This window comes from Methylobacterium sp. SyP6R (genome assembly GCF_019216885.1).
GTDB lineage: Bacteria > Pseudomonadota > Alphaproteobacteria > Rhizobiales > Beijerinckiaceae > Methylobacterium.
Map to the genome: position 1 here is coordinate 6,365,995 of NZ_JAAQRC020000001.1, position 22,707 is coordinate 6,388,701.

The window sequence follows — 22,707 nt, forward strand, 5'->3', positions numbered from 1 at the left end:
CCATAGTGGCTGCGGTTCGCGCCCATGCCCCTGGGCCGCCCCGAAGAGGATTCCCGATGAGCGTCGCCAAACCCGATCCCTTCACCACCCGCCCCGAGATCGACGGCACCTTCGGGGTCGTGGCCTCGACGCACTGGATCGCCACCGCGGTCGGGATGGGCGTGCTGGAGCGGGGCGGCAACGCCTTCGATGCCGGGGTGGCCACCGCCTTCGTGCTGCAGGTGGTCGAGCCGCATCTCAACGGACCGGGCGGCGACGTGCCGGTGATCCTGCACGACGTCCGGGTCGGGCACCCGCAGGTGGTGTGCGGCCAGGGCCCGGCGCCGCAGGCCGCCACCATCGCACACCTGCGCGACGATCTCGGCCTCGATCTCGTGCCGGGCACCGGGCTGCTCGCGCCCTGCGTGCCCGGCACCTTCGACGCTTACATGCTGATCCTGCGCGACCACGGCACCTGGCGGCTGGCCGACGTGCTGGAGGCGGCGATCGGGTATGCCCGCGACGGCTTCCCGCTGGTCGAGCGGGTCTCGGCCACCATCGCCACCGTCGAGGGGCTGTTTCGCGAGCACTGGCCGAGCTCGGCGGCGACCTACCTGAAGGAGGGCGGCGTGCCTGCCCCCGGCAGCCTGTTCACCAATCCGGTGCTCGCCGAGACCTATGCCCGCATCGTGCGCGAGGCGGCCGGCGGCTCGCGCGAGCAGGAGATCGAACGCGCCCGCCGGATCTGGTCGCAGGGCTTCGTCGCCGAGGCGATCGACGCGTTCTGCCGCGGTGAGCCGGTGATGGACGTGACGGGCAAGCCCCATCGCGGCCTCCTCACCGGGGCCGACATGGCGTCCTGGCAGGCGAGCGTCGAGGCGCCGATCGGGTACGAATACGGCCGCTACACCGTGCTGAAGGCTGGTCCCTGGACGCAAGGCCTCGCGACCCTGCAGCAGTTCGCCCTCCTCAAGGGCTTCGACCTCGACCGCCTCGATCCGGCGGGACCCGACTTCATCCATCTCCAGGTCGAGTGCGCCAAGCTGGCCTTTGCCGACCGCGACACGTTCTACGGCGACCCCGCCTTCGTCGACGTGCCGGTCGAGACCCTCCTGTCGGATGCCTACAATGCCGAGCGCCGCCGTCTCGTCGGCGCCACCGCCTCGCTGGAGCAGCGGCCGGGCACGATCCCCGGCTTCGGCAAGGCCCTCGATGCCAGGGTGAGCGAGGGCGCGCGCACGGCCGTCGGCTCGTCCGGCGCGGGGGAGCCCACGGTCGGCAGGATCGAGGCGAGCGTCCCGCCGGACGATGCCCGCGCAGGGGTGGTGCGGGGCGACACGGTGCATTTCGACATCATCGACCGGCACGGCAACATGATCGCCGCCACGCCGTCGGGCGGCTGGCTGCAATCCTCGCCGGTGATCCCGGCCCTCGGCTTCTGCCTCGGCACCCGCGCGCAGATGTTCGTGCTCGACGAGAGCCATCCGGCAGCGCTCGCCCCCGGCAAGCGACCGCGCTCGACGCTCTCGCCCACCATGGCTTTGCGTGACGGCAAACCCTACCTCGCCTGGGGCTCGCCGGGCGGCGACCAGCAGGACCAGTGGATCCCGCAATTCTTCCTGCGCCACGTCCATGCCGGCATGAACCTGCAGGCGGCGATCGACGCGCCGGCCTGGCACACCGAGCACTTCCCGTCCTCGTTCTGGCCGCGCACCGCCCGGCCGGGCGTGGTGGTGGTGGAAAACCGCATCAGCCCCGCCACCATCGCGGAGCTGCGCCGGCGCGGCCACCTCGTCGAGGTCGGGTCGGACTGGTCGGAGGGGCGGCTGACGGCAGCAAGCCGCGACGGGCGGCGCCTCAGGGCCGCCGCCAATCCCCGCGGCATGCAGGGCTACGCCGCGGGACGGTGACACAGGGTCCGCCGATCAGGTCTCCGGTTCGGCGGACCATGCGGCAAGGAGGATCGGGACAGCACTCGATCGCGGTGCGATCGGGTGTCGTCCCACCCCTCACATCGTCGGGTTGGCGGGGCCGGTCGGGGACGGGTCGGGGGTGATGGCCGGCGAGTTGCCGGGATCGTTCACCGGGATCTCGACCGGCCGGTCGCCGGGCGCCTCGCTCGGCAATTCCGGCCCGCCGGGATTCGGCGTATCGGGACCGGGTGTCGGGGGCACGGGATCGTAGGGCTGGTCCGGGATCGGGCCGGGATTCGACATCGAGCGCTCCTCATCTCTATCGAACCCAAACCGGGGCGCGCGGCCCCGGTTCCGCTTCCGTCCCCTACTGCTTGGTCAGCAGCTTGGTGCCGTTCTGGCTGACGATCTGCTGGATCTTGTGGGCGAAGATCGAGAGCAGGAGCGGCATCCGCACCTCGACCCGCACCGCGTCGTCCTCGACGTCGATGTCGCCGTCGACGCGCTGGTTCATGGCGGCGACGAGGAAGGAGAGCCGGTCGCCGGTCCAGGTCGCATCGGCCATGCTGAGACCCGCCTTCTGCAGCATCTCCTTGGCCTGGCCGATCCCGTTCTCCAGCCGGCGGCGGGCCTCGGCCCGGCCGAGCTGATGGGGAATCACGACAACCAGGGGCTTTGCCATCACATCACGCTCCGCTCGCACGATCGAGCCTGATGTGGGGACGCCTCGCCCGACGGCAACGCCAAAGGGGTGGATCAGTCCACCACCGCCACGGCGACGCGGGCGACGCCGTTCATGCCGATCGCCCTCCCTGCGCCGCGGGCGAGATCGATGATGCGGCCATGGGCGAACGGCCCGCGGTCGTTGATCCGCACCACCACCGAGCGGCCGTTGGACTGGTTGGTCACCCGCACCCGGGTGCCGAAGGGCAGGCTGCGATGCGCCGCGGTGAGGCCGTTGGGGTTGAAGCGCTCGCCGCTCGCGGTGCGATGGCCGGACGCGTACCAGGAGGCCTTGCCGCTCTGGGCCTGGGCCGTCGACACCCCCGCGAGGCTCGAAAATCCGGCGAGGGCGACACCCCCCGCGAGAGCCACGATGCGGGCCGCGTTCGACCGACGCGCAGGCTGGGCGCTGTTCATTCCACTGTCCTTGGTGGTTGCTGATGACCGCGTCAATCGAGACCAAACAGGACGAAAATATGACCGCCCGATTTGCGGCCAATCACGCCGCATTCTCGGCCGATATCTTGCCGTTCGTTAAGATTTAATTTTTCAAGTCATGGCCGGCCGCGAAACCTTATTGCCGACTTACGGGCTCGCGCGGCTTCACTCGGGTTTTCAGCATTCGAAAGAAGCGGGGCTGGGGCGGTGGGGGCGGCTGCGGCGGTGTCGGGGTGCCCCTTCAGGCCGCGCTGTCCGGGGACAGTTGTGCCGCGGGTTCTCTCCTCTCCCCGCGGGCGGGGAGAGGAGGGTTCCCGCGCCATTCCTTTCCCGGACAGCCCTGCCGGGGGCACAGACAGGGGAAAGCCCATGCTCCATCATAGGCGGACAGGTTCACCTGAAGGGCCGACGCCGGCCCGCAACGACGAGGCCGGGCCATCGTCGCATCAGTATCGCTTCATTAACGAATGAGCCCGCGCACGAAACGACTAGGCAAGAAGTGCAGCCCCATTTCGAGACGCAATTCGTATCTGCGGGAAACGTGACCTTTACCGTAGCGGCGGCAATGTCTGGTGGTCAGTCGCGTAACCGGTGTTTGCCATGGCTTCCCCGCGTACCGCGGTCGCCGGCGCCGCCGCCCGGAATCAAGTCTCGCGTACCGGGCGAGTGGTGTCGGCGCCGCGGATGGGTCTCGTTACCCCCGCACAGCGCCTTCCCCTGGACGAGGTCATCCTCGGGGATTGCCTCTCCGCCCTCGAGCGGCTCCCGCCGGCCAGCGTCGACATGGTCTTCGCGGATCCGCCCTACAACCTCCAGCTCGGCGCCGGCACCCTGCTGCGTCCGAACCAGAGCACCGTCGACGCCGTCGACGACGACTGGGACCAGTTCGCCAGCTTCGAGGCCTACGACACCTTCACCCGCGCCTGGCTCGCCGCCTGCCGCCGGGTGATGAAGCCGACCGCCACCCTCTGGGTGATCGGGTCGTACCACAACATCTTCCGCGTCGGCAGCGCGTTGCAGGATCTTGGTTTCTGGATCCTGAACGACATCGTGTGGCGCAAGGCCAACCCGATGCCGAACTTCCGCGGCAAGCGCTTCACCAACGCCCACGAGACCCTGATCTGGGCCTCGCGCAGCGACCAGAAGGGCTACACCTTCCATTACGAGGCGCTGAAGGGCGGCAACGACGACCTTCAGATGCGCTCGGACTGGTTCATCCCGCTCTGCACCGGCGACGAGCGCCTGAAGGGCGAGGACGGGCGGAAACTGCACCCGACCCAGAAGCCCGAGGCGCTGCTGGCCCGCACCATCCTGTCGGCGTCCAATCCCGGCGACGTGGTGCTCGATCCGTTCTTCGGCACCGGCACCACCGGGGCGGTGGCCAAGCGGCTCGGCCGGCACTTCATCGGCATCGAGCAGGAGCCGGCCTACGCGGCCGCGGCACGCGAGCGCATCGCCGGCATCGAGCCCCTGTCGCGCGCCGCCCTCCTCACCGCGCCGACGAAGCGCGCCGAGCCGCGGGTGCCGTTCCTGAGCCTGCTCGAGGCCGGCCACATCCGGGCCGGCGAGACGCTCACCGACGAGCGCCGCCGCCACAAGGCCCTGGTGCGCCCCGACGGCACGCTCGGGGTCGGCCCGGCCTCGGGCTCGATCCACAAGATCGGCGCCCTGGTCCAGGGCCTGCCGGCCTGCAACGGCTGGACCTTCTGGCACGCCGAGCGCGGCGGACGCCTCGTCTGCATCGACGATTTCCGCGGCACGATGCGGGCCGGGATGGGCTCGGCGGCCTGACCGCCGACGCCCGTCACCGGGCGGGACCTGTGGCCAGCCGGCCACGGGTCACTCGCTGTTTAACGAATGCGAAACACTTCGCTTGCCGGTTGACCCTGGGTCAGACACTGCCCGTACAGCGCGACCGTATCGGACGGCGTGAAGAGCGGGAAAGTGTCTGACGATGGGTCGATGGTCGTGGGTGCTCGTCGTGCTGGCGAGCCTGTGCGTGGCGGCGTGCAACACCGTGGCGCCCAATCGCCTGTCGCTGGCCGACACGGCGCAGCTGCGCTTCACCGGGATCGACGTCCAGACCAGCGGCGCCGCCATCAACTGGACCAGCGCCGAAGACGAGTACCTGCGCAGCCGCAACCTGTCGCTGACTGACCCGGCCCTGGTGCAGACGCCCGAGGCTCGAGGCTACATCCGCGATCTGGCGGCGCGGCGCCTCAAGGCCGCCCTGGAGCGGGCGCTGGCCTCCCGGCCCGAGGGCGCTCGCCCGGCCCGGCTCGTGGTCACCCTGGTGAGGGCCGACATGCCCTCGGCCGCCCAGCGCATCATCGCGGGCGGCCATCCGACGATCCGCGCCAACATCGCGGTCGTCGACGCCCGCACCGGCGCGGTCCTGACGAGCTATAGCGGCGATCAGGGCATGCAGGTGGCCGGCCAGGGCGTGCTCGGCGTGGTGGTGGACGGTGCTCTCACGGCCGGCGGCATGGACGACCAGTTCGACCGCGCCGCCAACGACGTCGCGCGGCGCTTCAAGGCCTGGCTCGCCGCCGGGGCCTGAGCCTCCTCAGTTCCTCCTCAACTCCCCTTGGGCCGCCCCCGTCCCTTGACCACCGGGGCGGCCGAGGCAGGCCGCCGCGACAGCACCTTGGGCAGCGGCGCGCGCCGCACCGGCGGCTCGGGCTCGGGCAGCGTCGCGAGGTCGGGCTCCGGCGGGGGCTTGGGCGCGGGCGGCGGGGCCGCCAGCTTCTGCTCCAGGGCGTGGGCCAGCACCTTCTTCATCGCGCCCGGCAGCGGCTCGGATTCGAGGCCGGCGCGGGGGGTGAAGCGCATCCCCTCGGGGGCCGGGGTACCGGCGGCGACCCGGGCGAGGAAGACCGTCAGTTCGAGCGGGAAATGCGTGAAGACGTGGCGCACGATGCCGGGCAGCCGCTTCCAGCGCGCATCGAGGGGCGCGTCGAGAAGCGCCTGAGCCGGGTCGTAATCGGCCCGCCACTCGCTCGTCGGCGGCTCGGCCATCGAGCCGAGCAGGCCTTCCGGCGGCCGGGTGCGCAGCAGCACCGCGTCGTCGCCGGCCCGCAACACCACGAAAGCGGCGCCGCGGCGCAAGGCGCCCGCCACCTTCTTCACCTTGCGCGGAAACGTCTCCTGCAAGCCCTCGGCCCGGGCGCGGCAGGGCTGCATCCAGGGGCAGAGCGCGCAGGCCGGCCGCTTCGGCGTGCAGAGCGTGGCGCCGAGATCCATCACCGCTTGCGCGAAGTCGCCGGGGCGCCGTTGCGGCACCAGGCCTTCCGCGAGGCGGCGGATCTCGGGGCGCGCGGCGGGGATCGGGGTCTCGATGGCGTAGAGCCGCGACACCACCCGCTCGACATTGCCGTCCACCGCCGCCGCCGGCCGGTCGAAGGCGATCGCCGCGATGGCGCCCGCCGTGTAGGCGCCGATGCCGGGAAGCGTGCGCAAACCCTCGACCGTGTCGGGAAAGCTCCCGGCCTGCGCCACCGCCTTCGCGCAGGCATGCAGGTTGCGGGCGCGGGAATAGTAGCCGAGGCCCGCCCAGGCGCCCATCACCGCCTCCTCGGGCGCCGCCGCCAGGGCCTCGACGGTGGGAAAGCGCTCCAGGAATCGGGCGAAATACGGTTTGACCGCAGCGACGGTGGTCTGCTGCAGCATGATCTCGGACAGCCAGACCCGGTACGGATCGGGCGCGACGCCGGGCAGCGCGCGCCAGGGCAGCGCACGGCGATGGCGGTCGTACCAGACCAGGAGGTCGGCGGCTTCCGGCCTTGAGTGCGACGCGGCGGGCGCTACCATGCGGCCCGCCTTAGCGGGTTTTCGGGCATTGCGGGAGCGGGATTTCGGCGCGGTACCGACGCGCCGGCGTTCTCGCCCACCGCGAAATGGGGTATGCTCGCTTGCCTACCGTCCTGCGTCTCGGGTCGCTGCGCGTGGTGATCTATCCGGCGGACCATCGCCCCGCCCATGTCCACATGATCGGGGACGGCAACGAAGCAGTGTTCATCCTCGGCTGTCCCGACGGACCCATCGTGTTGCGAGAGAACAGAGGGTTCGCCTTTGCAACCGTCAGGGCGATCGCGCGGGACCTCGCCGGACACCGGGCACACCTCTGCGAAAGTTGGAGGCACATCCATGGATGAAGAGGACTATGCGCTGGCGACGGCGCGAGGACAGGCGCGAGCCAATGAACCGCGCGCCGTGGGAGCCCGGTACCTGTCCGTCCCCGACACTCTCGTCGTCACCCTCTCGACCGGCATGGAACTGCACGTGCCTGTCGCCAGAATCGAGGGACTTGCACAGGCGGCAGCGGAGGACCTGCACGAGATCGAGGTGAGTCCGGCGGGAACGGGTCTCCACTTCCCGCGGCTCGACGCCGACGTCTACGTGCCGGGTCTTCTGGCGGGCATCACCGGATCCGCGCGCTGGATGGCGCGACTGCCGGCAGCGCAGGCGCCCGCCGCCTAGCTACCGGGGATTCGAGGGTTAAGCATTCCCTTACACGAAGGCTCTAAGAGTCGGGACTTCACGCCGGATACGGCGACCTTGCAGGACGGACGGACGGGCGATGGCGCGGCCCAAACCCTTGAGCGAGCTGATCGAGCGGTCCCTCGGCCCCGTCTTCGCGGCGCAGGGCTTCGCCTCGACCGACATCCTGGCCTCCTGGGCCGAGATCGTCGGCGAGCGCCTGGCCCGGGCCTGCCAGCCGGAAAAGCTCGAATGGCCGCGCCGGCGCGGGGCTCCGCGCGACCAGAGGCCGGAGCCCGGCACCCTGACGGTGCGGGTCGAGGGCGCCTTCGCCCTCGAGCTCCAGCATCTCGGGCCGCTGGTGATCGAGCGCATCAACCGCCATTACGGCTGGGCCTGCGTCGGCAAGATCCGCCTGCGCCAGGACCGGGTCGCCCAGGCCCGCCGCCGCGCGCCCGCGCCCCCGCCCCTCGACCCGGTGCGCCGCGGCGAGGTGGCGCTGGCCGTCTCCGCCGTGAGCGAGGCGGCGCTCCGCGACGCCCTCGACCGCCTCGGCCTCGCGGTTCTGGGCGCGCAGCGCTCGCGCTGAGCCGCATCGTCGTCGGGCCCGCAGGGCCCGAGGCAAGCCCGGCCGGGCGTCGGCGCCCGTGCGCCGGACGCCGTCGCGGCACGCGGCGGCACCTCCAAAATCCGCGGGCATGCAGCCCGCGGCAAGCCCAACCGGGCGCCGGCACGCATGTGCCGGACGCCGACGCGGCACGCGGCGGCACAAAGAGAGTTGATGCGCCGGCTGCTTGCCACGAGGCGGCCGGGATTCTACCGCAGTCCGATCGCGGACCCTCCCGCACCCGCTCACGAGGACGCCTGCCATGCTCACCCGTCGCGAGGCCCTGACACTCACCGGCTCGGCCCTCGGCGCGGCCCTGCTCGCGCCGGCCCTGCCGTTCCGCGCCCTCGCCCAGGGGCCGGTGGTGGACGGATTGATGCAGCCCGGCCCCCTCGGCGACGTCTGGCTCGGGCCCGACAACGCCCGCTGCACCATCATCGAGTACGCCTCGATGACCTGCTCGCACTGCGCCGCCTTCCACAAGACGACCTGGCCGGCGCTCAAGGAGCGCTGGATCGACACCGGCAAGGTCCGCTTCACCTTACGCGAATTCCCCCTCGACCCGCTCGCCACCGCGGCCTTCATGCTGGCCCGGGCCGACGACGCGGCGCGCTACTACCCGATCACCGACATGCTGTTCGACCAGCAGGCGAACTGGGCCTTCGTCCCGAAGCCCCTCGACGCCCTGGAGCAGATGATGCGCCAGGCCGGCTTCTCGAAGGAGAAGTTCGAGGCGACCCTCAAGGACCAGAAGCTCTACGACGCGGTCAACGCCGTGAAGGAGAAGGCGATGACCACCTTCAAGGTCAACGCCACCCCGACCTTCTTCATCAATGGCCAGAAGTACCAGGGCGAGATGACGATCGAGGGCATGGAGAAGGTGATCAAGCCGATCGTGGGGGCGTGAGGCAGTCGCGCTCCTGCGTGCACTGCTTGAAAATGCGGCGGCTTCGAAGGCAAGGCGCCTCCCCTCCCCCCTGTGGGGAGGGGTGAGGGGGATCGAAGATCCCGCGTGGGGGTGGTGCAGAAGGCACCGTTGAGCTTTATCCGGCACCACCCCCACCCCTAGCCCCTCCCCACACGGGGGAGGGGAAACCGAGCACCGACCCCGCGCACCGCGCCGCCCCATGAAATTCACGCGCCTGCGCATCGTCGGCTTCAAGACCTTCGTCGAGCCGAGCGAATTCCTGATCGAGCCCGGGCTGACCGGGGTGATCGGCCCGAACGGCTGCGGCAAGTCGAACCTCGTCGAGGCCCTGCGCTGGGTGATGGGGGAGAGCTCGCACAAGAGCATGCGGGCCTCGGGCATGGACGACGTGATCTTTTCCGGCTCGGGCGGACGCGCCGGGCGCAGCCATGCCGAGGTGACGCTCACCCTCGACAACGGCGCGCGCACCGCGCCCGCCGCCTTCAACGCCGCCGACCTGCTGGAGGTCTCGCGCCGCATCGACCGGGGCGCCGGCTCGACGTATCGGGTCAACGGCCGCGAGGTCCGGGCCCGCGACGTGCAGCTGATGTTCGCCGATGCGGCGACCGGCGCCCGCTCCCCCGCCATGGTGCGGCAGGGCCAGGTGGCGGAGCTGATCGCGGCCAAGCCCCAGGCGCGCCGCCGCATCCTGGAGGATGCCGCCGGCATCGGCGGCCTGCATGCCCGCCGGCACGAGGCCGAATTGCGCCTGCGGGCGGCCGAGGACAACCTGTCGCGCGTCGAGGACGTGCTGACGGCGATCACGGCGGGCGTCGATTCCCTGCGCCGCCAGGCGAGATCGGCCCAGCGCTACCGGGCCATCGCCGCCGAGATCCGCCGGCACGAGGCGCTGCTGCTGCTGATCGGGCACACCAACGCCCGCCGCGAGGTTCTGGCGGCACAGGCGGCGCTCGCCCAGGCCCTCGACCGGCTGGCGGTGACGCAAGCCGAGCAGGTCGCGTCCGCGACCGCCCAAGGCCTCGCCGCCGCCGCCCTGCCGCGCCTGCGCGAGGCGGAAGCCGCCGCCTCGGCCGAGCTGCAGCGCCTGACCCTGGCGGCGGCGCAACTGGAGGCGCAGGAGCGCCGCAGCGCCGAGCGCCTGCGCGACCTCGGCCGGCGGATCGCCGACCTGCGCCGCGACCTCGCCCGCGAGGCCGCCTCCCGGGACGATGCCCGCACCACCCTGGAGCGCCTCGACGGCGAGGCGGCGGCACTGACGGAGGCCGATGACGGAGCGGCGGCGCGGGCCGACGCCGATCTGCGGGCCGCCGATGCCGAGGCCCGGCTCGCCCTCGCCGAGGCGGCCTTGTCCGCCGCGCAAGGCGCCCAGGCCGAGCACGCGGCACGGCGCAGCGCCCTGATCCGCAGCGTCGCCGACGAGCGCACCCGGGCCGCGCGCCTCGCCGCCGAGCAGGCCCGCCTCGCCCGCGAGGCCTCCGCCGCCGGCGAGGCCGAGACCGGACGGCTCGCCGCCCTGCGCGAGACTACCCACGAGGCGAAGGAGGCCGCCGAGAGCGCCGAGGAGGCCGCGGCGGCGGCCCGCGACGCCGTGGCGGACGCGCGCGAAGCCGAGGCGCGGGGCCGGCCGGTCCTGGCGGCGGCGGAGCGCGAGGCGGCACGGCTCGACACCGAGGCCCGCACCCTCGCCCGCCTGGTGGCGCCGGCCACCGGGTCGCGCTTTCCCCCGATCCTCGACGTTCTCGCGGTGGAGCCGGGTTACGAGGCAGCCCTGGCGGCGGCCCTCGGCGACGACCTCGACGCCGCGACCGACCCGGACGCCCCGACCCGCTGGGCGCTCACCCGCGACCCCGGCACCGATCCGGCCCTGCCGGCCGGCGCCCGGCCGCTCGCCGACCTCGTCACCGGCCCGCCGGTCCTCGCCCGGCGCCTGCGGCAGGTCGGAGTGGTGGAGCGGGAGGACGCCGCCTCCTTGCGCGCGCGCCTGCATCCGGGCCAGCGCCTCGTCACGACACGCGGCGACCTCCATCGCTGGGACGGGTTCACCGCCGCGGCGGAGGCGCCACGACCGGCGGCGCGGCGGCTGTCGGAGCGCAACCGGCTCGACACGCTGCACGAGGCCGCGGCCCTCGCCCGGGAGCAGGCGGAGGTCGCGCGGGAGGCCCACGACGCCCTCCAGACCCGGGCCCAGGAAGCCGCCGCCGTGGAGCTGCGCGCCCTCGACGGCGCCCGCCTCGCCCGGCGCAATCTCGACAATGCCCGCGAGACCCTGACCCATGCCGAGCGCCGGGAGGCCGAGGCCGCCGCCCGCCGGACGGCGCTCGCCGAGGCGCAAGGCCGCATCGCCGCCGATGCCGAGGAGGCCGCGGCCCGGGCCGAGGCGGCGGAGGAGGCGCTCGCCGCCCTCGACGCGCCCGGGGACCTGAGCGCCCGCCTCGATGCCGCCCGCGAGCAGGCCGAGGCCGGGAGGCTCGCCGCCGCCGAGGCCCGGGCCGCGTGCCTGTCGCTCGCCCGCGCCGCCGAGGAGGCCGCCGCCCGCCGGGCCGCGCTCGCCGCCGACCGGGCGCGCTGGCAGGACCGGGCCGAGCGGGCGGACGCGATCCTCGACGAACTCGCGGATCGGCTGGCGGCGGCGGAAGAGGAGCAGGCGGAGCTCGCCGAGGCGCCCGAGACCTTCGCCGAGGAGCGCCGCCGCCTCGATGCCGCGACGGAGCGGGCGGGCGCCGCCCGGGCGCAGGCCGGCGAGCGCCTGGCGGCGGGAGAGACGGCGCTGGCCGAGGCCGAGGCGCGGGCGCGCGCCGCCCTCGACGCCTTCGCGGCCGCCCGGGAGACCCGGGGCGCGGCACTCGCCGCCCACGAGGCCTTGGAACGGCGCCTCGCCGAGGTCGTCCGCGCCATCGCCGACAGCTTGGAGACCACGCCGGAGGGCCTCCATGCCCTTGCCGCCGCGACGCCGGGCGATCCCCTGCCCGAGATGGGCGCGGTCGAGGCGAAGGCCGCGTCGCTCAAGGCCGACCGCGACCGGCTCGGCGCCGTGAACCTGCGCGCCGAGGAGGAACTGCGCGAGACGGAAGGCCGGCGCGACGAGCTGGGGCGTGAGCGCGACGAGCTGATCGAGGCGATCCGGCGCCTGCGCGGCGCGATCCAGAGCCTCAACCGCGAGGGACGCGAGCGGCTGCTCGCCGCCTTCACGGCGGTGAACGGGCATTTCGAGCGGCTGTTCACGACGCTGTTCGGCGGCGGCACCGCCGAGCTGACGCTGGTCGATTCCGACGATCCGCTGGAAGCCGGCCTCGACATCCTGGCTCGCCCACCGGGCAAGAAGCCCCAGACCATGACGCTGCTGTCGGGCGGCGAGCAGGCCCTGACGGCGACCGCGCTCATCTTCGCGGTGTTCCTCACCAACCCGTCGCCGGTCTGCGTCCTCGACGAGGTCGACGCCCCCCTCGACGACGCCAACGTGGAGCGCTACTGCGATCTTCTGACGGCGATGGCACGCGACACCGACACCCGCTTCATCGTCATCACCCACAACCCGATCACCATGGCGCGGATGGACCGTTTGTTCGGCGTGACCATGGCCGAGCGGGGGGTGTCGCAGCTCGTCTCGGTCGACCTCGCGACCGCCGAGCAACTGGTCGAAGCGGTTTGACGGCGGCCCCGCGCGAGGCGCGAAATCCGCCGAAAGTCCAATGACTTACCCTTGCTTCGGGGTGCCTTGACACCCAAGGTAGGCGAAACTATGGTGCGCCCGCTCGACGGGGGTAGCCGGACCGGAACACCTCATCCTTCACGCGCGAGGTTTCGCCATGAACGGCAACGACCCGCGGGGGAAGGACGGCACCGGTGAGGGCCCCTCCCCCGACGACGACCTCTCCGCGAGGCTCAAGCGTCTCGAGATGCAGATCGACCGGAAGCGCCCCGCGGCGGCTCCCGATCCTTCGTCGCGTCGAGACAGCGGCCAGCCTTCGTCCCTCGGCATCGCCATGCGGCTGTCCACGGAATTCGTGGCGGGCGTCCTGGCGGGCGGCCTTCTCGGCTGGGGCTGCGATCGACTGCTGGGCACCAAGCCCTGGGGTCTGATCGTCCTGCTCGTCCTGGGCTTCGGAGCCGGAATCTACAACGTGATGCGCGTTTCCGGATTTTTTCCGGCCGCGGACACGAAGAAAGGCCCGCCAGGGCCTTGATCATCCGGTGGATGCCGTGCATCCGCCTGCACGGATTGGCAGCGCGGCGGGAGAGACCCGCGGCAGCGATACACGAGGGGGCGGGACCGGCATGGCCGTCAAGATGGATCCGATCCACCAGTTCGAGCTGAAGCCGCTGGTTTCGTTCGGGCATATCGGCCACCAGCACATCGCCTTCACCCAGTCGGCGCTGTACATGTTCCTGGCCGTGGGGCTCATCGCGCTCCTGACGATCTGGGCGACGAAGAGCCGCGCGGTGGTGCCGGGCCGGGCGCAGTCCCTGGCCGAGGTATTCTACGAGTTCATCGGCCAGACCGTGCACCAGTCGGCCGGCCACGGCAGCGAGCGCTTCGTGCCGCTGGTCTTCTCCCTGTTCATGTTCGTGCTGCTGCTGAACCTGTTCGGGATGATCCCCTACGCCTTCGCGGTGACCAGCCACATCATCGTCACCTTCATGCTGGCGCTGGTGGTGATCCTCACCGTGGTGATCTACGGCTTCATGGCCCACGGCACCCACTTCCTCGGCCTGTTCGTGCCCCCCGGCGTGCCCGGCTGGCTCAAGCCGCTGATCGTGGTGATCGAGGTCGTGTCGTTCATCTCGCGGCCGATCAGCCTCTCGGTCCGTCTCTTCGCCAACATGCTGGCGGGCCACATCGCGCTGAAGATCTTCGCGGGCTTCGTCCCGGCCCTGCTCGCCGCCGGCGTCTGGGGCATCCTCTCGCCCCTGCCCCTCGCCCTCTCGGTCGCCGTGACGGCGCTGGAGATGCTGGTCGCGGTGCTGCAGGCCTACGTCTTCGCGACGCTGACCTCGATCTACCTCAGCGACGCCCTGCATCCGGGCCACTAAGGGACCGGGGCCTCGTGCGAGGCCCCTCCCCGCGCCCGCGATCGCACCCCCGAGCTTCCCACCCCGGTTCGCCGTGTCGCGGCCGGATACCACCCGCCAGACGACTAGACGACCTTAGGAGCATCAGATGGATCCCGTTGCTGCGAAGTACATCGGCGCCGGCCTCGCCTGCCTCGGCATGGCGGGCGCCGCCATGGGCCTCGGCAACCTGTTCGGCCAGTTCTTCGCCGGCGCCCTGCGCAACCCCTCCGCGGCCGACAGCCAGCGCGCCAACCTGCTCCTCGGCTTCGCGCTGACCGAGGCGCTGGGCATCTTCTCGCTGCTCGTCGCGCTGCTGCTGCTGTTCGCCGTCTAATCCCGGCGAGGATTACCGAGACGAGGTGGTCCACCCGCGCACCGGGCCTTCACACGAGGCTCCGGTGCGCGTGCGTTAAGAGCCCTCGACACCACTTCGTGCAGCCGCCGCCCTGCTCAAGGCGTGGCGGCGCGACGGCCGGCCCGGCCGAGCGCTCGGCGGGAGCGCTTCGTCTCCCCCACACCCGGACGACACCATGGCGCAGCCACACGCACCCGCTCCCCTCAAGGAGGGGATCATCCACGAGCCGGCCTCCGAGCATGGCGGCGGCTTCCCGCCGTTCGAGAGCAGCACCTTCGTCGCGCAGACGCTCTGGCTCGCGCTCGCCTTCGGCCTGCTCTACTACCTGATGTCGAAGATCGCGCTGCCGCAGATCGCCGGCATCCTGCACGACCGGCAGTCCCGCCTGTCCGGCGACCTCGACCAGGCCGCCCGCGCCAAGGCCGAGGCCGACAGCGCCCGCGACACCTACGAGCGCGCCCTGAAGGAGGCCCAGGACAAGGCCAAGGGCATCGCCCAGACCACCCGCGAGCAGCTCGCCTCCGAGGCCGAGACCCGCCGCAAGTCCCTCGAGGCCGACCTGGCGACCAAGCTCGCCGAGGCCGAAGGCCAGATCCGCACCCGCACCGCCACCGCGATGAGCAGCGTGCGCGAGGTGGCCGCCGACGCCGCGACCGCGATCGTCGAGCGCCTGACCGGCCAGGCGCCGGACCGGAGCGCCGTCGAGGCGGCCTACGACCGCACCGCCCAGACCGTGCACTGAGCCGCAGGAGATCACCGACATGCTGTTCGATGCGGAATTCTGGGTCGCGGTCGCCTTCGTGGTGTTCTGCGGCATCGCCTGGAAGATGGGTCTGTTCGACCAGATCATCGGCGGGCTCGACAAGCGAGGCGAGCGCGTGCGCAAGGAACTCGAGGAGGCCCGGCGCTTGCGCGAGGAGGCCGAGGCCGTCCTGGCGGATTACAAGCGCCGCCGCTCGGATGCCGAGCGCGAGGCCGCCGAGATCGTCGCCAATGCCCGCGCCGAGGCCGAGGCCGCCGCGGCCGAGGGCCATGCCCGCCTGAACGAGTTCGTCGCCCGCCGCACCAAGGCGGCGGAGACCAAGATCGCCCAGGCCGAGGCCCAGGCCGCCGCCGAGGTGCGGGCCGCCGCGGCGGAGGCCGCCGTGCGGGTCTCAGAGACCATCCTGCGCGAGAAGGTCAGCGGCGACGCCGCCCAGGACCTGGTTCGCCGCAGCCTCGGCGAGGTGCGGACACGCCTGCGGGCCTGATCCCTCGCAGGAGTCCGATCCCGACTTTCGAGAGCCGCCTTCGGGCGGCTTTCTTTATTGGGCCAAGACGAAAGCCCATCTGTTTCGTGACGCAAAGTCTGCGGTTTCGATCAGAGGAATTATTTCAAGATATAACACCGCTGTCGCGAGGCGGAGACCCTGAAGAGTCGCGGGGATTACAGGCTTAACCGGGAAAGGATCGCCGTCCGCCGTTTTCTGTGGCATAGATTCGGACGAATCGCCGCCGAGCCCGTGATGACCGTCTACTACTTCCACTTCCAGTCCGGTCGCCGCCTGATCATCGACCCCGAGGGCGTCGAGCTGCAGAGCACGGCCGACGCGCTGGAAGTGGCGGCCAAGCTGGCGACCGGCCTGCTCGACGACCGCGAGATGTCCTGCGACTGGACCCGCAGCGCCTTCCGGGTCGAGGACCAGCACCAGCGCCGCGTCTTCCGCCTGCCGATGACGGCCGTGCGGAATCGGGACAACCGGAGTCGGGCTTTCGTGAATTAGGGTAGCCGGTTCGATCGATAGCGCCGCATCACGGGCAGTCCCATCCTGAACCTCATCCTGAGATGCGGCTGGAAGGAGCCTCGAAGGAGGGCTCCAATACGCTCGGAGACGTCTGGAGCCCTCCTTCGAGATCAGTCGGTCTTCGATCGACCGATCCGGTTTCCGCATCGCGAAGCGATCAATCGGAAGCCGTATGACACCTCAGGATGAGGTCGTGGATGGGAGAATGGTCCTAGGATGGCGGCGAGCCCTCACCCCCTCCCCGCCCCGTTCTCCTTGAACCACGCATAGACCGCCCGGATGCCCTCCTCGAGCGGGATGCGCGGCGCCCACCCCATCGCCCGCAGCGTGTCCGCGCTCATCAGCTTGCGCGGCGTCCCGTCCGGCTTGCTCAGGTCGTGGGCGATCCGGCCGCGAAAGCCGACGACCTCGGCGACGATCCCGGCGAGATCGGCGATCGCGATGTCGGTGCCCGACCCGACATTGACGTGGCGCTCCCCGGCATAAGTCTTGAGCAGGAAGACCAGCGCGTCGGCGCAATCGTCGACATGCAGGAATTCCCGCCGCGGCGTGCCGGTGCCCCAGATGACCAGTTCGTCGTCACCCCGCAACGCCGCCTCGTGCGCCTTGCGGATCAGCGCCGGCAGGACGTGGCTGCTCGTCAGATCGAAATTGTCCCCCGGCCCGTAGAGGTTGGTCGGCATCGCCGCGATGAAGTCGCAGCCGTGCTGGCGGCGATAGGCCTGGACGAGCTTGATCCCGGCGATCTTGGCGACCGCATACCACTCGTTGGTCGGTTCGAGCGGCCCGGTCATGAGGGCGTCCTCGACGATCGGCTGGGGCGCGAATTTCGGGTAGATGCAGCTCGACCCGAGCAGCAGCAGCCTGCCCACGCCGATGCGCCGGGCCGCCTCGACGACGTTCGCCTCGATCATGAGGTTGGCGTACAGGAAATCGGCCGGAGAGGTGTCGTTGGCCAGGATCCCGCCGACCTTGGCGGCGGCGAGCACGATCGCGTCGGGCCGCGCTTCCGCCAGCCACGCCTCCGTCTCGGCCTGGCGCGTCAGGTCGACGGTGCGGCGATCGATGGTGAGGACCTCGCAGCCCTCGCCGGCGAGCCGGCGGACCACCGCGCTCCCGACCATGCCCCGATGCCCGGCGACCCAGACGCGCTTGCCGGCGAGCGGGTAGACGATCTCAGTCGAAGCGACCTTATCCGACATGGCGGCGCTGCTCCTGCGCGACCGCCGCGAGGTCGTGGCGGACCATCTCAGCGCAGAGATCCTGCCACTTGGTCTCGTGGACCCAGCCGAGTTTCTCCCGCGCCTTGCTCGGATCGCCGATCAGCAGGTCGACCTCGGTGGGCCGGAAATAGCGCGGATCGACCTCGACCAGGACGCGGCCGGTGCGGGCGCAACGCGCCTTCTCGTCGACGCCCCGGCCCGACCAGTCGAGGGTCATGTCGGCCTCCGCGAAGGCGGCGGTCACGAAGTCGCGCACCAGCGTCGTCTCCCCGGTCGCCAGAACGTAGTCGTCGGGTTGGTCCTGCTGCATCATCAGCCACATGCCGCGGGCGTATTCGCGGGCATGACCCCAGTCGCGGCGGGCATCGAGGTTGCCAAGATAGAGCGTGTCCTGGAGCCCATGCCGGATGCTCGCGACCGCACGGGTGATCTTGCGGGTGACGAAGGTCTCGCCGCGCAAGGGGCTCTCGTGGTTGAACAGGATGCCGTTGGAGGCGTGCATGCCGTAGGCCTCGCGGTAGTTCACCACGATCCAGTAAGCGTAGAGCTTCGCGGCCGCGTAGGGGCTGCGGGGATAGAACGGCGTCGTCTCGCGCTGCGGCACCTCCTGGACGAGGCCGTAAAGCTCGGAAGTCGAGGCCTGGTAGAAGCGCGTCTTCTTCTCCAGGCCGAGGATGCGGATCGCCTCCAGGATCCGCAACGTGCCGATCCCGTCGGCATTGGCGGTGTATTCCGGTGTCTCGAAGCTGACCTGGACGTGGCTCTGCGCCGCGAGATTGTAGATCTCGTCCGGCTGGACCTGCTGGATGACCCGGATCAGGTTGGTCGAATCGGTCATGTCGCCGTAATGCAGCACGAAGCGCTGATCGGGGACGTGCGGGTCCTGGTACAGGTGCTCGATCCGCCCGGTGTTGAAGGAGGACGAGCGGCGCTTGATCCCGTGGACGACGTAGCCCTTCTGCAACAGGATTTCCGACAGGTAGGCGCCGTCTTGCCCCGTCACGCCGGTGATCAGGGCCACTTTCTTCGCTCGATCGACTGTCATGGGCCGCCCGCTGAACTGCTTACGTATTTCCATAATTATAATGGACGCACGACTTCAGAAGCAACACGGCACTTCCCGAGTGGATGCGCACGACATCTTGACGCATTGGACGGCGCCAAGAGATGCGGCCTTCAATCCCTGAATTGTCTCGCCTCGGTATTCTATACGTGGGCGGCACTCTGCCGCTCCGCGCCCGGCGACGGGGCGCGGAGACCAGGGCGGACCACCGGCGGCAGGTCAGAGCCGGTAGCGGATCTGATCGGTCCAGAAGCGCTCGAGGCGAGCGAGCGCCGTGTTGAGGCGGCCGAAATCGTCCTCCGAGATGCCGCCGATCGGCTGGATCGTCTTGGCGTGCTTGTCGTAGAGCCCGCGGACGATCTCGTGCACCTCGCGGCCCTTGTCGGTGAGGCTGATGCGGACCGAGCGGCGGTCGGTCTTGGAGCGGGCGTGGTGCAGGTAGCCGGCCTCGACCAGCTTCTTGACGTTGTACGAGACGTTCGAGCCGAGGTAGTAGCCGCGGGTGCGCAGCTCGCTCGCGGTCAGCTCCTTGTCGCCGATGTTGTAGAGCAGCAGGGCCTGGACGCTGTTGACGTCCTCGCGGCCGCGGCGGTCGAACTCGTCCTTGATCACGTCGAGGAGCCGGCGGTGCAGGCGCTCGACCAGGTGGAGGGCCTCGAGGTAGTGGGGGCGGACAGCGGTCTCGGTCTCGGGAGCGGAGATCGTCTGCGCCACCTTCGTCGCCTGGGTCTTCATCGGAACGCCTCACTCTGTACGGGGGTGCTCGGCGGTGTCTCCCGCTCCGCTTATGGGTTCAAATTAGGCGGGCCCCGTGAATGTGAGTTTAAACGACAGGATAAATTCTCGATTTACCTCTGTCGGTAAACCGAAGATGAACCCGATCGTTCACTTTCGAGAAAGGTTGAGGATCAGCGTAGTTCGCGCGAGGCGAGCCAAGAGACCGCGAAGTAGACCACGATGATCATGCTGTCGAAGGCGAGGCTCGGCAGCGACATCGGCAGGAGCTGCGGGGTGAGCAGCGCCAGCACCATCGCCGAGGTGGCGGCGAGCAGCCAGACCACCCCGCCCCAGGCGGTGGCGAGCCACAGGCCCACCGCCGCCAGCAGGTTGATGACGCCGAAATAGACGATCACCGCCTGCCGGCCGATCGGCGCGGTCTCGAACGGCGCGGCGTTGGGGCGGGCGCCCAGGATCTCGGCCCAGGCGCTCAGGCCCTTGACCATCCAGACCACCGCCACGACCCGCATCAGCCAGACCAGCACCACGTCCCAGCGCGTCTCGGGCCGCGGGGCCCGGCGCTCGATGCGGTCGGCGACCTCCTCGGACCCGACGCGCCGGGGACCGCCCCGGACCTTGCTGAGAGAGCGCATGGCCTAAGTGAAGCTCGGCTCGCCGGGCATCGGCGCGAAATGGGCCTCGATGTCGTCGGGCCGCACCGCCTCCAGGGTGGCGGGCTGCCAGTCCGGCTTGCCGTCGCGGTCGATCAGCACCGAGCGCACGCCCTCGTAGAAGTCGTGCCCGCGCAGGATCCGGCACAGGATGCGGTATTCGAGCCGCATCGCCTCCGGGAAGGACAGGCCGGCGCCCCGGCGCATCTGGGCGAGCGCCAGGACGAGGCTGGTGGGCGAGCGGGTGCGGATCGTCGCGGCGGTCTTCTTCGAAAATTCCGACCCGGCGGCGTCGAGCCGCGCCAGCACCTCGGACACGCTGTCGGCCGCGAAGCAGGATTCGATGAGCGCCCGCTCGGCATGGAGCGGGCCGGGGGCCGGAGCCTCGCTCGCCCCGATCGCCGTCTCGACCGGCCCGCCCTGGCTCAGCGCGTCGCGGATCTCGGGGAAGCGCGAAGCGGGAGCCGCGTGGGTGGCGAGCCCGAAGGCGAGGACGTCGCCCTGGCCGATCCGCTCGCCGGTGAGCGCCAGGTAGGTGCCGACGAAGCCCGGCAGCCGCGGCAGGGCGTGGGTGGCGCCGACATCGGGGAAGAAGCCGATGCCGGTCTCGGGCATCGCGAAGGTGGTGCGCTCGGCCGCGACCCGGTGCGAGCCGTGCAGCGAGACGCCGACGCCGCCGCCCATCACGATGCCGTCGATGAGCGCGACATAGGGTTTCGGGTAGCGCTGGATCAGCGCGTTGAGCTCGTATTCCTCGCGAAAGAAGGTCTCGGCCTCCGCGTAGCGCCCGGCGCTGCCCTCCTCGTGGATGCGGCGGATGTCGCCGCCGGCGCAGAAGGCGCGCTCGCCGGCACCCTGCACCACCACCCGGGTCACCGCCGGATCGGTTGCCCAGGCATCGAGGGCGCGGCGCATCGCGCGCACCATCTCGAGGGTGAGGGCGTTGAGGGCCTTGGGCCGGTTGAGGGTGATGAGACCGGCCGCACCCCGCCGCTCGCACAGAACCGTGTCGTCCGCCGTCACGTCCGCGTCGCTCATGATGCACCCTCCCGGTTAAGGGCGGTTAACCGGGTGCGGCCTGCCGCGTCAACGGCGAGAGGCGACTCACGCCAGCCGCGGTCCTGCCAAGCGCCCGCGGCACAGCCATGATGCGCCCGCGGCCCATCCCTGCACCTCCACCCGGGTTCTGGCGCCGCCCGGAACGTGCTACCTGCGGATTGGACGAATTCGACGAAGAATCAGGCCCGGCACAGGCGGGCCACGAGGAGGCCCGATCCCGGATGTCGCAGATCCAGCCGATGCCCCGGCCGCTCGCCCGGGAAGCCGCCCGGACCGAGCCGGCCTCCCTCGGGCTCACCCAGCGCCCGCGGCGCAACCGCAAGGCCGAGTGGTCGCGCCGCCTGGTGCGCGAGACCACGCTGACCGTCGACGACCTGATCTGGCCGATCTTCCTGATCGAGGGCGAGGGGCGGCGCGAGCCGGTCGCCTCGATGCCGGGCGTCGAGCGCCTGTCGATCGACGAGGCGGTGCGGGCGGCCGAGAAAGCGGCGTCCTTGCGCATCCCGGCGCTCTCGTTCTTCCCCTTCGTCGAGCCTTCTTTACGCGACGCGACCGGCTCCGAGGCCCTGAACCGCAACAACCTGGTCTGCCGCGCCGTGCGGGCGGTGAAGAAGGCGGTGCCGGAGATCGGGGTCATCACCGACGTCGCCCTCGATCCCTATACCAGCCACGGCCATGACGGCCTCCTGGAGGACGGGGTCATCGTCAACGACGAGACGGTGGCGCTCCTCGTCGAGCAGAGCCTGATCCAGGCCGAGGCCGGCACCGACGTGATCGCCCCCTCCGACATGATGGACGGCCGCGTGGGCGCGATCCGGGCCGGGCTCGACCGGGCCGGGCACCGCGACGTGCAGATCATGACCTACGCGGCGAAGTATGCCAGCGCCTTCTACGGCCCGTTCCGCGACGCGATCGGCACCAACGCCACGCTGGTCGGCGACAAGCGCACCTACCAGATGGATGCCGGCAACACCGACGAGGCCCTGCGCGAGGTCGCCCTCGACCTCGACGAGGGCGCCGACTCGGTGATGGTCAAGCCCGGCATGCCCTATCTCGACGTGATCCGCCGGGTGAAGGAGACCTTCTCGGTCCCCACCTTCGCCTACCAGGTCTCGGGCGAGTACGCGATGATCGCCGCCGCCGCCCAGAACGGCTGGCTCGACGGCGAGCGCGCCATGCTGGAGAGCCTCTCCGCCTTCAAGCGCGCGGGCGCCGACGGCATCTTCACCTATTTCGCCCCGCGGGTCGCCGAGCGGCTGCGCCAAGGTTGAACCCGGAATCGAGGGTGAGACCGGGCTTCAGGGGCAGGCTCGGGGCGCTCGCGGCGCTCGTGAGCCTCGCGGCCTGCGCCGGCAGCCCGGATCCCGAGCAGGCCCGGATCTGCCGGCGCGCCCTGCCGACGCTGGTGCCGGCGGGTGCCCGCGTCACGGTCCTGCGCGAGGCCTCCGGACCGCAGGAGCGCAGCATCCGCATCGATTTCTCGCAGGAGCGCGAGGGCCGCAGCCCGTTGCCGCGCTACGCGGTCTGCCAGTTCTCGGGCTTGAGCCGCACCGACCTCTCGGGCCTGACGAGCGACCGCGGCCCGGTCGGCGGCGCGGCGCTCTACCTGCTCAAGCACTATTACCTCGACACGCCGGATGCGGCCGTGGCCGAGCCGGGGGCGGGCTGACGCCGGGCGGTGCAGGCCGTAGAGTGAGACGGCCCGGAGATTCGCGC

25 protein-coding genes are annotated in these 22,707 nt (G+C 71.0%); 16 read left to right on the top strand and 9 right to left on the bottom strand.

Translation table 11 applies throughout. The annotated features are described in order from the left end of the window. Positions 1-56: 56 nt before the first annotated feature. Complete coding sequence (locus HBB12_RS29100) at positions 57-1,889, top strand: gamma-glutamyltransferase family protein (protein WP_236992555.1); 1,833 nt, start codon at positions 57-59, stop codon at positions 1,887-1,889. A gap of 99 nt (positions 1,890-1,988) precedes the next feature. On the opposite strand, the gene HBB12_RS29105 is transcribed toward HBB12_RS29100, so the two are convergent. The 3 genes from HBB12_RS29105 to HBB12_RS29115 all read right to left on the bottom strand — a co-directional run bounded on the left by HBB12_RS29105 (position 1,989) and on the right by HBB12_RS29115 (position 3,032). Further along, positions 1,989-2,195: a hypothetical protein gene (locus tag HBB12_RS29105; protein WP_048433129.1), complete on the bottom strand. Its 207-nt coding sequence runs from the start codon at positions 2,193-2,195 to the stop codon at positions 1,989-1,991. Positions 2,196-2,259: 64 nt separating this feature from the next. After that, the gene (locus tag HBB12_RS29110) at positions 2,260-2,574 is read right to left on the bottom strand and encodes a polyhydroxyalkanoic acid system family protein (RefSeq protein WP_048433130.1); all 315 of its coding nucleotides are present in this window, start codon (positions 2,572-2,574) and stop codon (positions 2,260-2,262) included. Positions 2,575-2,648: 74 nt separating this feature from the next. Continuing rightward, entirely contained in the window at positions 2,649-3,032 is a 384-nt protein-coding gene (locus HBB12_RS29115; RefSeq protein ID WP_203155402.1) for a septal ring lytic transglycosylase RlpA family protein, read from the bottom strand. 621 nt (positions 3,033-3,653) lie between these two features. On the opposite strand from HBB12_RS29115, the gene HBB12_RS29120 reads away from it, so the two are divergent. Both HBB12_RS29120 and HBB12_RS29125 read left to right on the top strand, forming a co-directional pair. Then, positions 3,654-4,844 carry a site-specific DNA-methyltransferase gene (locus tag HBB12_RS29120; protein WP_272913308.1) on the top strand — a complete coding sequence of 397 codons (1,191 nt, stop codon included), beginning with the start codon at positions 3,654-3,656 and terminating at the stop codon, positions 4,842-4,844. 163 nt (positions 4,845-5,007) lie between these two features. Beyond that, positions 5,008-5,613, top strand: coding sequence for a hypothetical protein (locus HBB12_RS29125; RefSeq protein WP_236992557.1), 606 nt, complete (start codon positions 5,008-5,010; stop codon positions 5,611-5,613). Positions 5,614-5,630: 17 nt separating this feature from the next. On the opposite strand, the gene mutY is transcribed toward HBB12_RS29125, so the two are convergent. Continuing rightward, positions 5,631-6,863: an A/G-specific adenine glycosylase gene (gene mutY, locus HBB12_RS29130; RefSeq protein ID WP_236992558.1), complete on the bottom strand. Its 1,233-nt coding sequence runs from the start codon at positions 6,861-6,863 to the stop codon at positions 5,631-5,633. 86 nt (positions 6,864-6,949) lie between these two features. On the opposite strand from mutY, the gene HBB12_RS29135 reads away from it, so the two are divergent. The 11 genes from HBB12_RS29135 (at position 6,950) to HBB12_RS29185 (ending at position 16,237) form a co-directional block, all read left to right on the top strand. Then, complete coding sequence (locus HBB12_RS29135; RefSeq protein WP_272913309.1) at positions 6,950-7,207, top strand: DUF4160 domain-containing protein; 258 nt, start codon at positions 6,950-6,952, stop codon at positions 7,205-7,207. Beyond that, positions 7,200-7,532, top strand: a complete 333-nt coding sequence (locus HBB12_RS29140; protein WP_236992559.1) for a DUF2442 domain-containing protein — start codon at positions 7,200-7,202, stop codon at positions 7,530-7,532. The genes HBB12_RS29135 and HBB12_RS29140 overlap by 8 nt, the downstream gene beginning before the upstream one ends. Before the next feature lie 100 nt (positions 7,533-7,632). Next, positions 7,633-8,121: a DUF721 domain-containing protein gene (locus HBB12_RS29145; protein ID WP_236992560.1), complete on the top strand. Its 489-nt coding sequence runs from the start codon at positions 7,633-7,635 to the stop codon at positions 8,119-8,121. 280 nt (positions 8,122-8,401) lie between these two features. Next, positions 8,402-9,046, top strand: coding sequence for a DsbA family protein (locus HBB12_RS29150; RefSeq protein ID WP_236992561.1), 645 nt, complete (start codon positions 8,402-8,404; stop codon positions 9,044-9,046). Between the two features lie 220 nt (positions 9,047-9,266). Beyond that, the gene (smc, locus tag HBB12_RS29155; RefSeq protein ID WP_236992562.1) at positions 9,267-12,716 is read left to right on the top strand and encodes a chromosome segregation protein SMC; all 3,450 of its coding nucleotides are present in this window, start codon (positions 9,267-9,269) and stop codon (positions 12,714-12,716) included. A gap of 157 nt (positions 12,717-12,873) precedes the next feature. After that, positions 12,874-13,251, top strand: coding sequence for an AtpZ/AtpI family protein (locus HBB12_RS29160; protein WP_236992563.1), 378 nt, complete (start codon positions 12,874-12,876; stop codon positions 13,249-13,251). 91 nt (positions 13,252-13,342) lie between these two features. Further along, positions 13,343-14,098, top strand: coding sequence for a F0F1 ATP synthase subunit A (locus HBB12_RS29165; RefSeq protein WP_135414404.1), 756 nt, complete (start codon positions 13,343-13,345; stop codon positions 14,096-14,098). 127 nt (positions 14,099-14,225) lie between these two features. After that, positions 14,226-14,453 (top strand): F0F1 ATP synthase subunit C, encoded by a 228-nt coding sequence (locus tag HBB12_RS29170; protein ID WP_048436618.1) that lies wholly within the window; start codon positions 14,226-14,228, stop codon positions 14,451-14,453. 196 nt (positions 14,454-14,649) lie between these two features. Continuing rightward, entirely contained in the window at positions 14,650-15,216 is a 567-nt protein-coding gene (locus tag HBB12_RS29175) for a F0F1 ATP synthase subunit B family protein (protein ID WP_236992564.1), read from the top strand. 22 nt (positions 15,217-15,238) lie between these two features. Beyond that, positions 15,239-15,724: a F0F1 ATP synthase subunit B family protein gene (locus HBB12_RS29180; RefSeq protein WP_236992940.1), complete on the top strand. Its 486-nt coding sequence runs from the start codon at positions 15,239-15,241 to the stop codon at positions 15,722-15,724. Between the two features lie 255 nt (positions 15,725-15,979). After that, on the top strand, positions 15,980-16,237 hold the full coding sequence (locus HBB12_RS29185; RefSeq protein WP_236992565.1) for a DUF6894 family protein: 258 nt from the start codon (positions 15,980-15,982) through the stop codon (positions 16,235-16,237). 251 nt (positions 16,238-16,488) lie between these two features. Here HBB12_RS29185 and fcl read toward each other — a convergent pair whose 3' ends face one another. The 5 genes from fcl to HBB12_RS29210 all read right to left on the bottom strand — a co-directional run bounded on the left by fcl (position 16,489) and on the right by HBB12_RS29210 (position 20,970). Then, entirely contained in the window at positions 16,489-17,460 is a 972-nt protein-coding gene (gene fcl / locus HBB12_RS29190) for a GDP-L-fucose synthase (protein WP_236992566.1), read from the bottom strand. Beyond that, complete coding sequence (gene gmd / locus HBB12_RS29195) at positions 17,450-18,526, bottom strand: GDP-mannose 4,6-dehydratase (protein ID WP_236992567.1); 1,077 nt, start codon at positions 18,524-18,526, stop codon at positions 17,450-17,452. The genes fcl and gmd overlap by 11 nt, the downstream gene beginning before the upstream one ends. A 237-nt stretch (positions 18,527-18,763) precedes the next feature. Beyond that, positions 18,764-19,279 carry a transcriptional regulator LdtR gene (ldtR, locus tag HBB12_RS29200; protein WP_236992568.1) on the bottom strand — a complete coding sequence of 172 codons (516 nt, stop codon included), beginning with the start codon at positions 19,277-19,279 and terminating at the stop codon, positions 18,764-18,766. A gap of 173 nt (positions 19,280-19,452) precedes the next feature. Continuing rightward, positions 19,453-19,914, bottom strand: coding sequence for a DUF6163 family protein (locus tag HBB12_RS29205; protein ID WP_236992569.1), 462 nt, complete (start codon positions 19,912-19,914; stop codon positions 19,453-19,455). Positions 19,915-19,917: 3 nt separating this feature from the next. Further along, a complete protein-coding gene (locus tag HBB12_RS29210) occupies positions 19,918-20,970 on the bottom strand; it encodes an enoyl-CoA hydratase/isomerase family protein (RefSeq protein ID WP_236992570.1) in 1,053 nt (350 codons plus the stop codon). Positions 20,971-21,212: 242 nt separating this feature from the next. Here HBB12_RS29210 and hemB point away from each other — a divergent pair, with 242 nt between their 5' ends. Continuing rightward, a complete protein-coding gene (gene hemB, locus HBB12_RS29215) occupies positions 21,213-22,262 on the top strand; it encodes a porphobilinogen synthase (protein WP_236992571.1) in 1,050 nt (349 codons plus the stop codon). Positions 22,263-22,276: 14 nt separating this feature from the next. Continuing rightward, complete coding sequence (locus tag HBB12_RS29220; protein WP_236992572.1) at positions 22,277-22,660, top strand: hypothetical protein; 384 nt, start codon at positions 22,277-22,279, stop codon at positions 22,658-22,660. Positions 22,661-22,707: the final 47 nt, after the last annotated feature.

Bases quoted from the DNA above. Each gene is read 5' to 3' on its own strand.
- HBB12_RS29115 (WP_203155402.1), bottom strand. From the start codon at position 3,032: ATGAACAGCGCCCAGCCTGCGCGTCGGTCGAACGCGGCCCGCATCGTG.
- HBB12_RS29135 (WP_272913309.1), top strand. From the start codon at position 6,950: ATGGGGTATGCTCGCTTGCCTACCGTCCTGCGTCTCGGGTCGCTGCGC.
- HBB12_RS29165 (WP_135414404.1), top strand. From the start codon at position 13,343: ATGGCCGTCAAGATGGATCCGATCCACCAGTTCGAGCTGAAGCCGCTG.
- HBB12_RS29105 (WP_048433129.1), bottom strand. From the start codon at position 2,195: ATGTCGAATCCCGGCCCGATCCCGGACCAGCCCTACGATCCCGTGCCC.
- HBB12_RS29170 (WP_048436618.1), top strand. From the start codon at position 14,226: ATGGATCCCGTTGCTGCGAAGTACATCGGCGCCGGCCTCGCCTGCCTC.
- mutY (WP_236992558.1), bottom strand. From the start codon at position 6,863: ATGGTAGCGCCCGCCGCGTCGCACTCAAGGCCGGAAGCCGCCGACCTC.
- ldtR (WP_236992568.1), bottom strand. From the start codon at position 19,279: ATGAAGACCCAGGCGACGAAGGTGGCGCAGACGATCTCCGCTCCCGAG.
- HBB12_RS29210 (WP_236992570.1), bottom strand. From the start codon at position 20,970: ATGAGCGACGCGGACGTGACGGCGGACGACACGGTTCTGTGCGAGCGG.
- HBB12_RS29160 (WP_236992563.1), top strand. From the start codon at position 12,874: ATGAACGGCAACGACCCGCGGGGGAAGGACGGCACCGGTGAGGGCCCC.
- HBB12_RS29110 (WP_048433130.1), bottom strand. From the start codon at position 2,574: ATGGCAAAGCCCCTGGTTGTCGTGATTCCCCATCAGCTCGGCCGGGCC.
- HBB12_RS29205 (WP_236992569.1), bottom strand. From the start codon at position 19,914: ATGCGCTCTCTCAGCAAGGTCCGGGGCGGTCCCCGGCGCGTCGGGTCC.
- HBB12_RS29145 (WP_236992560.1), top strand. From the start codon at position 7,633: ATGGCGCGGCCCAAACCCTTGAGCGAGCTGATCGAGCGGTCCCTCGGC.
- HBB12_RS29185 (WP_236992565.1), top strand. From the start codon at position 15,980: ATGACCGTCTACTACTTCCACTTCCAGTCCGGTCGCCGCCTGATCATC.
- fcl (WP_236992566.1), bottom strand. From the start codon at position 17,460: ATGTCGGATAAGGTCGCTTCGACTGAGATCGTCTACCCGCTCGCCGGC.
- HBB12_RS29175 (WP_236992564.1), top strand. From the start codon at position 14,650: ATGGCGCAGCCACACGCACCCGCTCCCCTCAAGGAGGGGATCATCCAC.
- HBB12_RS29100 (WP_236992555.1), top strand. From the start codon at position 57: ATGAGCGTCGCCAAACCCGATCCCTTCACCACCCGCCCCGAGATCGAC.
- gmd (WP_236992567.1), bottom strand. From the start codon at position 18,526: ATGACAGTCGATCGAGCGAAGAAAGTGGCCCTGATCACCGGCGTGACG.
- hemB (WP_236992571.1), top strand. From the start codon at position 21,213: ATGTCGCAGATCCAGCCGATGCCCCGGCCGCTCGCCCGGGAAGCCGCC.
- smc (WP_236992562.1), top strand. From the start codon at position 9,267: ATGAAATTCACGCGCCTGCGCATCGTCGGCTTCAAGACCTTCGTCGAG.
- HBB12_RS29125 (WP_236992557.1), top strand. From the start codon at position 5,008: ATGGGTCGATGGTCGTGGGTGCTCGTCGTGCTGGCGAGCCTGTGCGTG.
- HBB12_RS29150 (WP_236992561.1), top strand. From the start codon at position 8,402: ATGCTCACCCGTCGCGAGGCCCTGACACTCACCGGCTCGGCCCTCGGC.
- HBB12_RS29120 (WP_272913308.1), top strand. From the start codon at position 3,654: ATGGCTTCCCCGCGTACCGCGGTCGCCGGCGCCGCCGCCCGGAATCAA.
- HBB12_RS29140 (WP_236992559.1), top strand. From the start codon at position 7,200: ATGGATGAAGAGGACTATGCGCTGGCGACGGCGCGAGGACAGGCGCGA.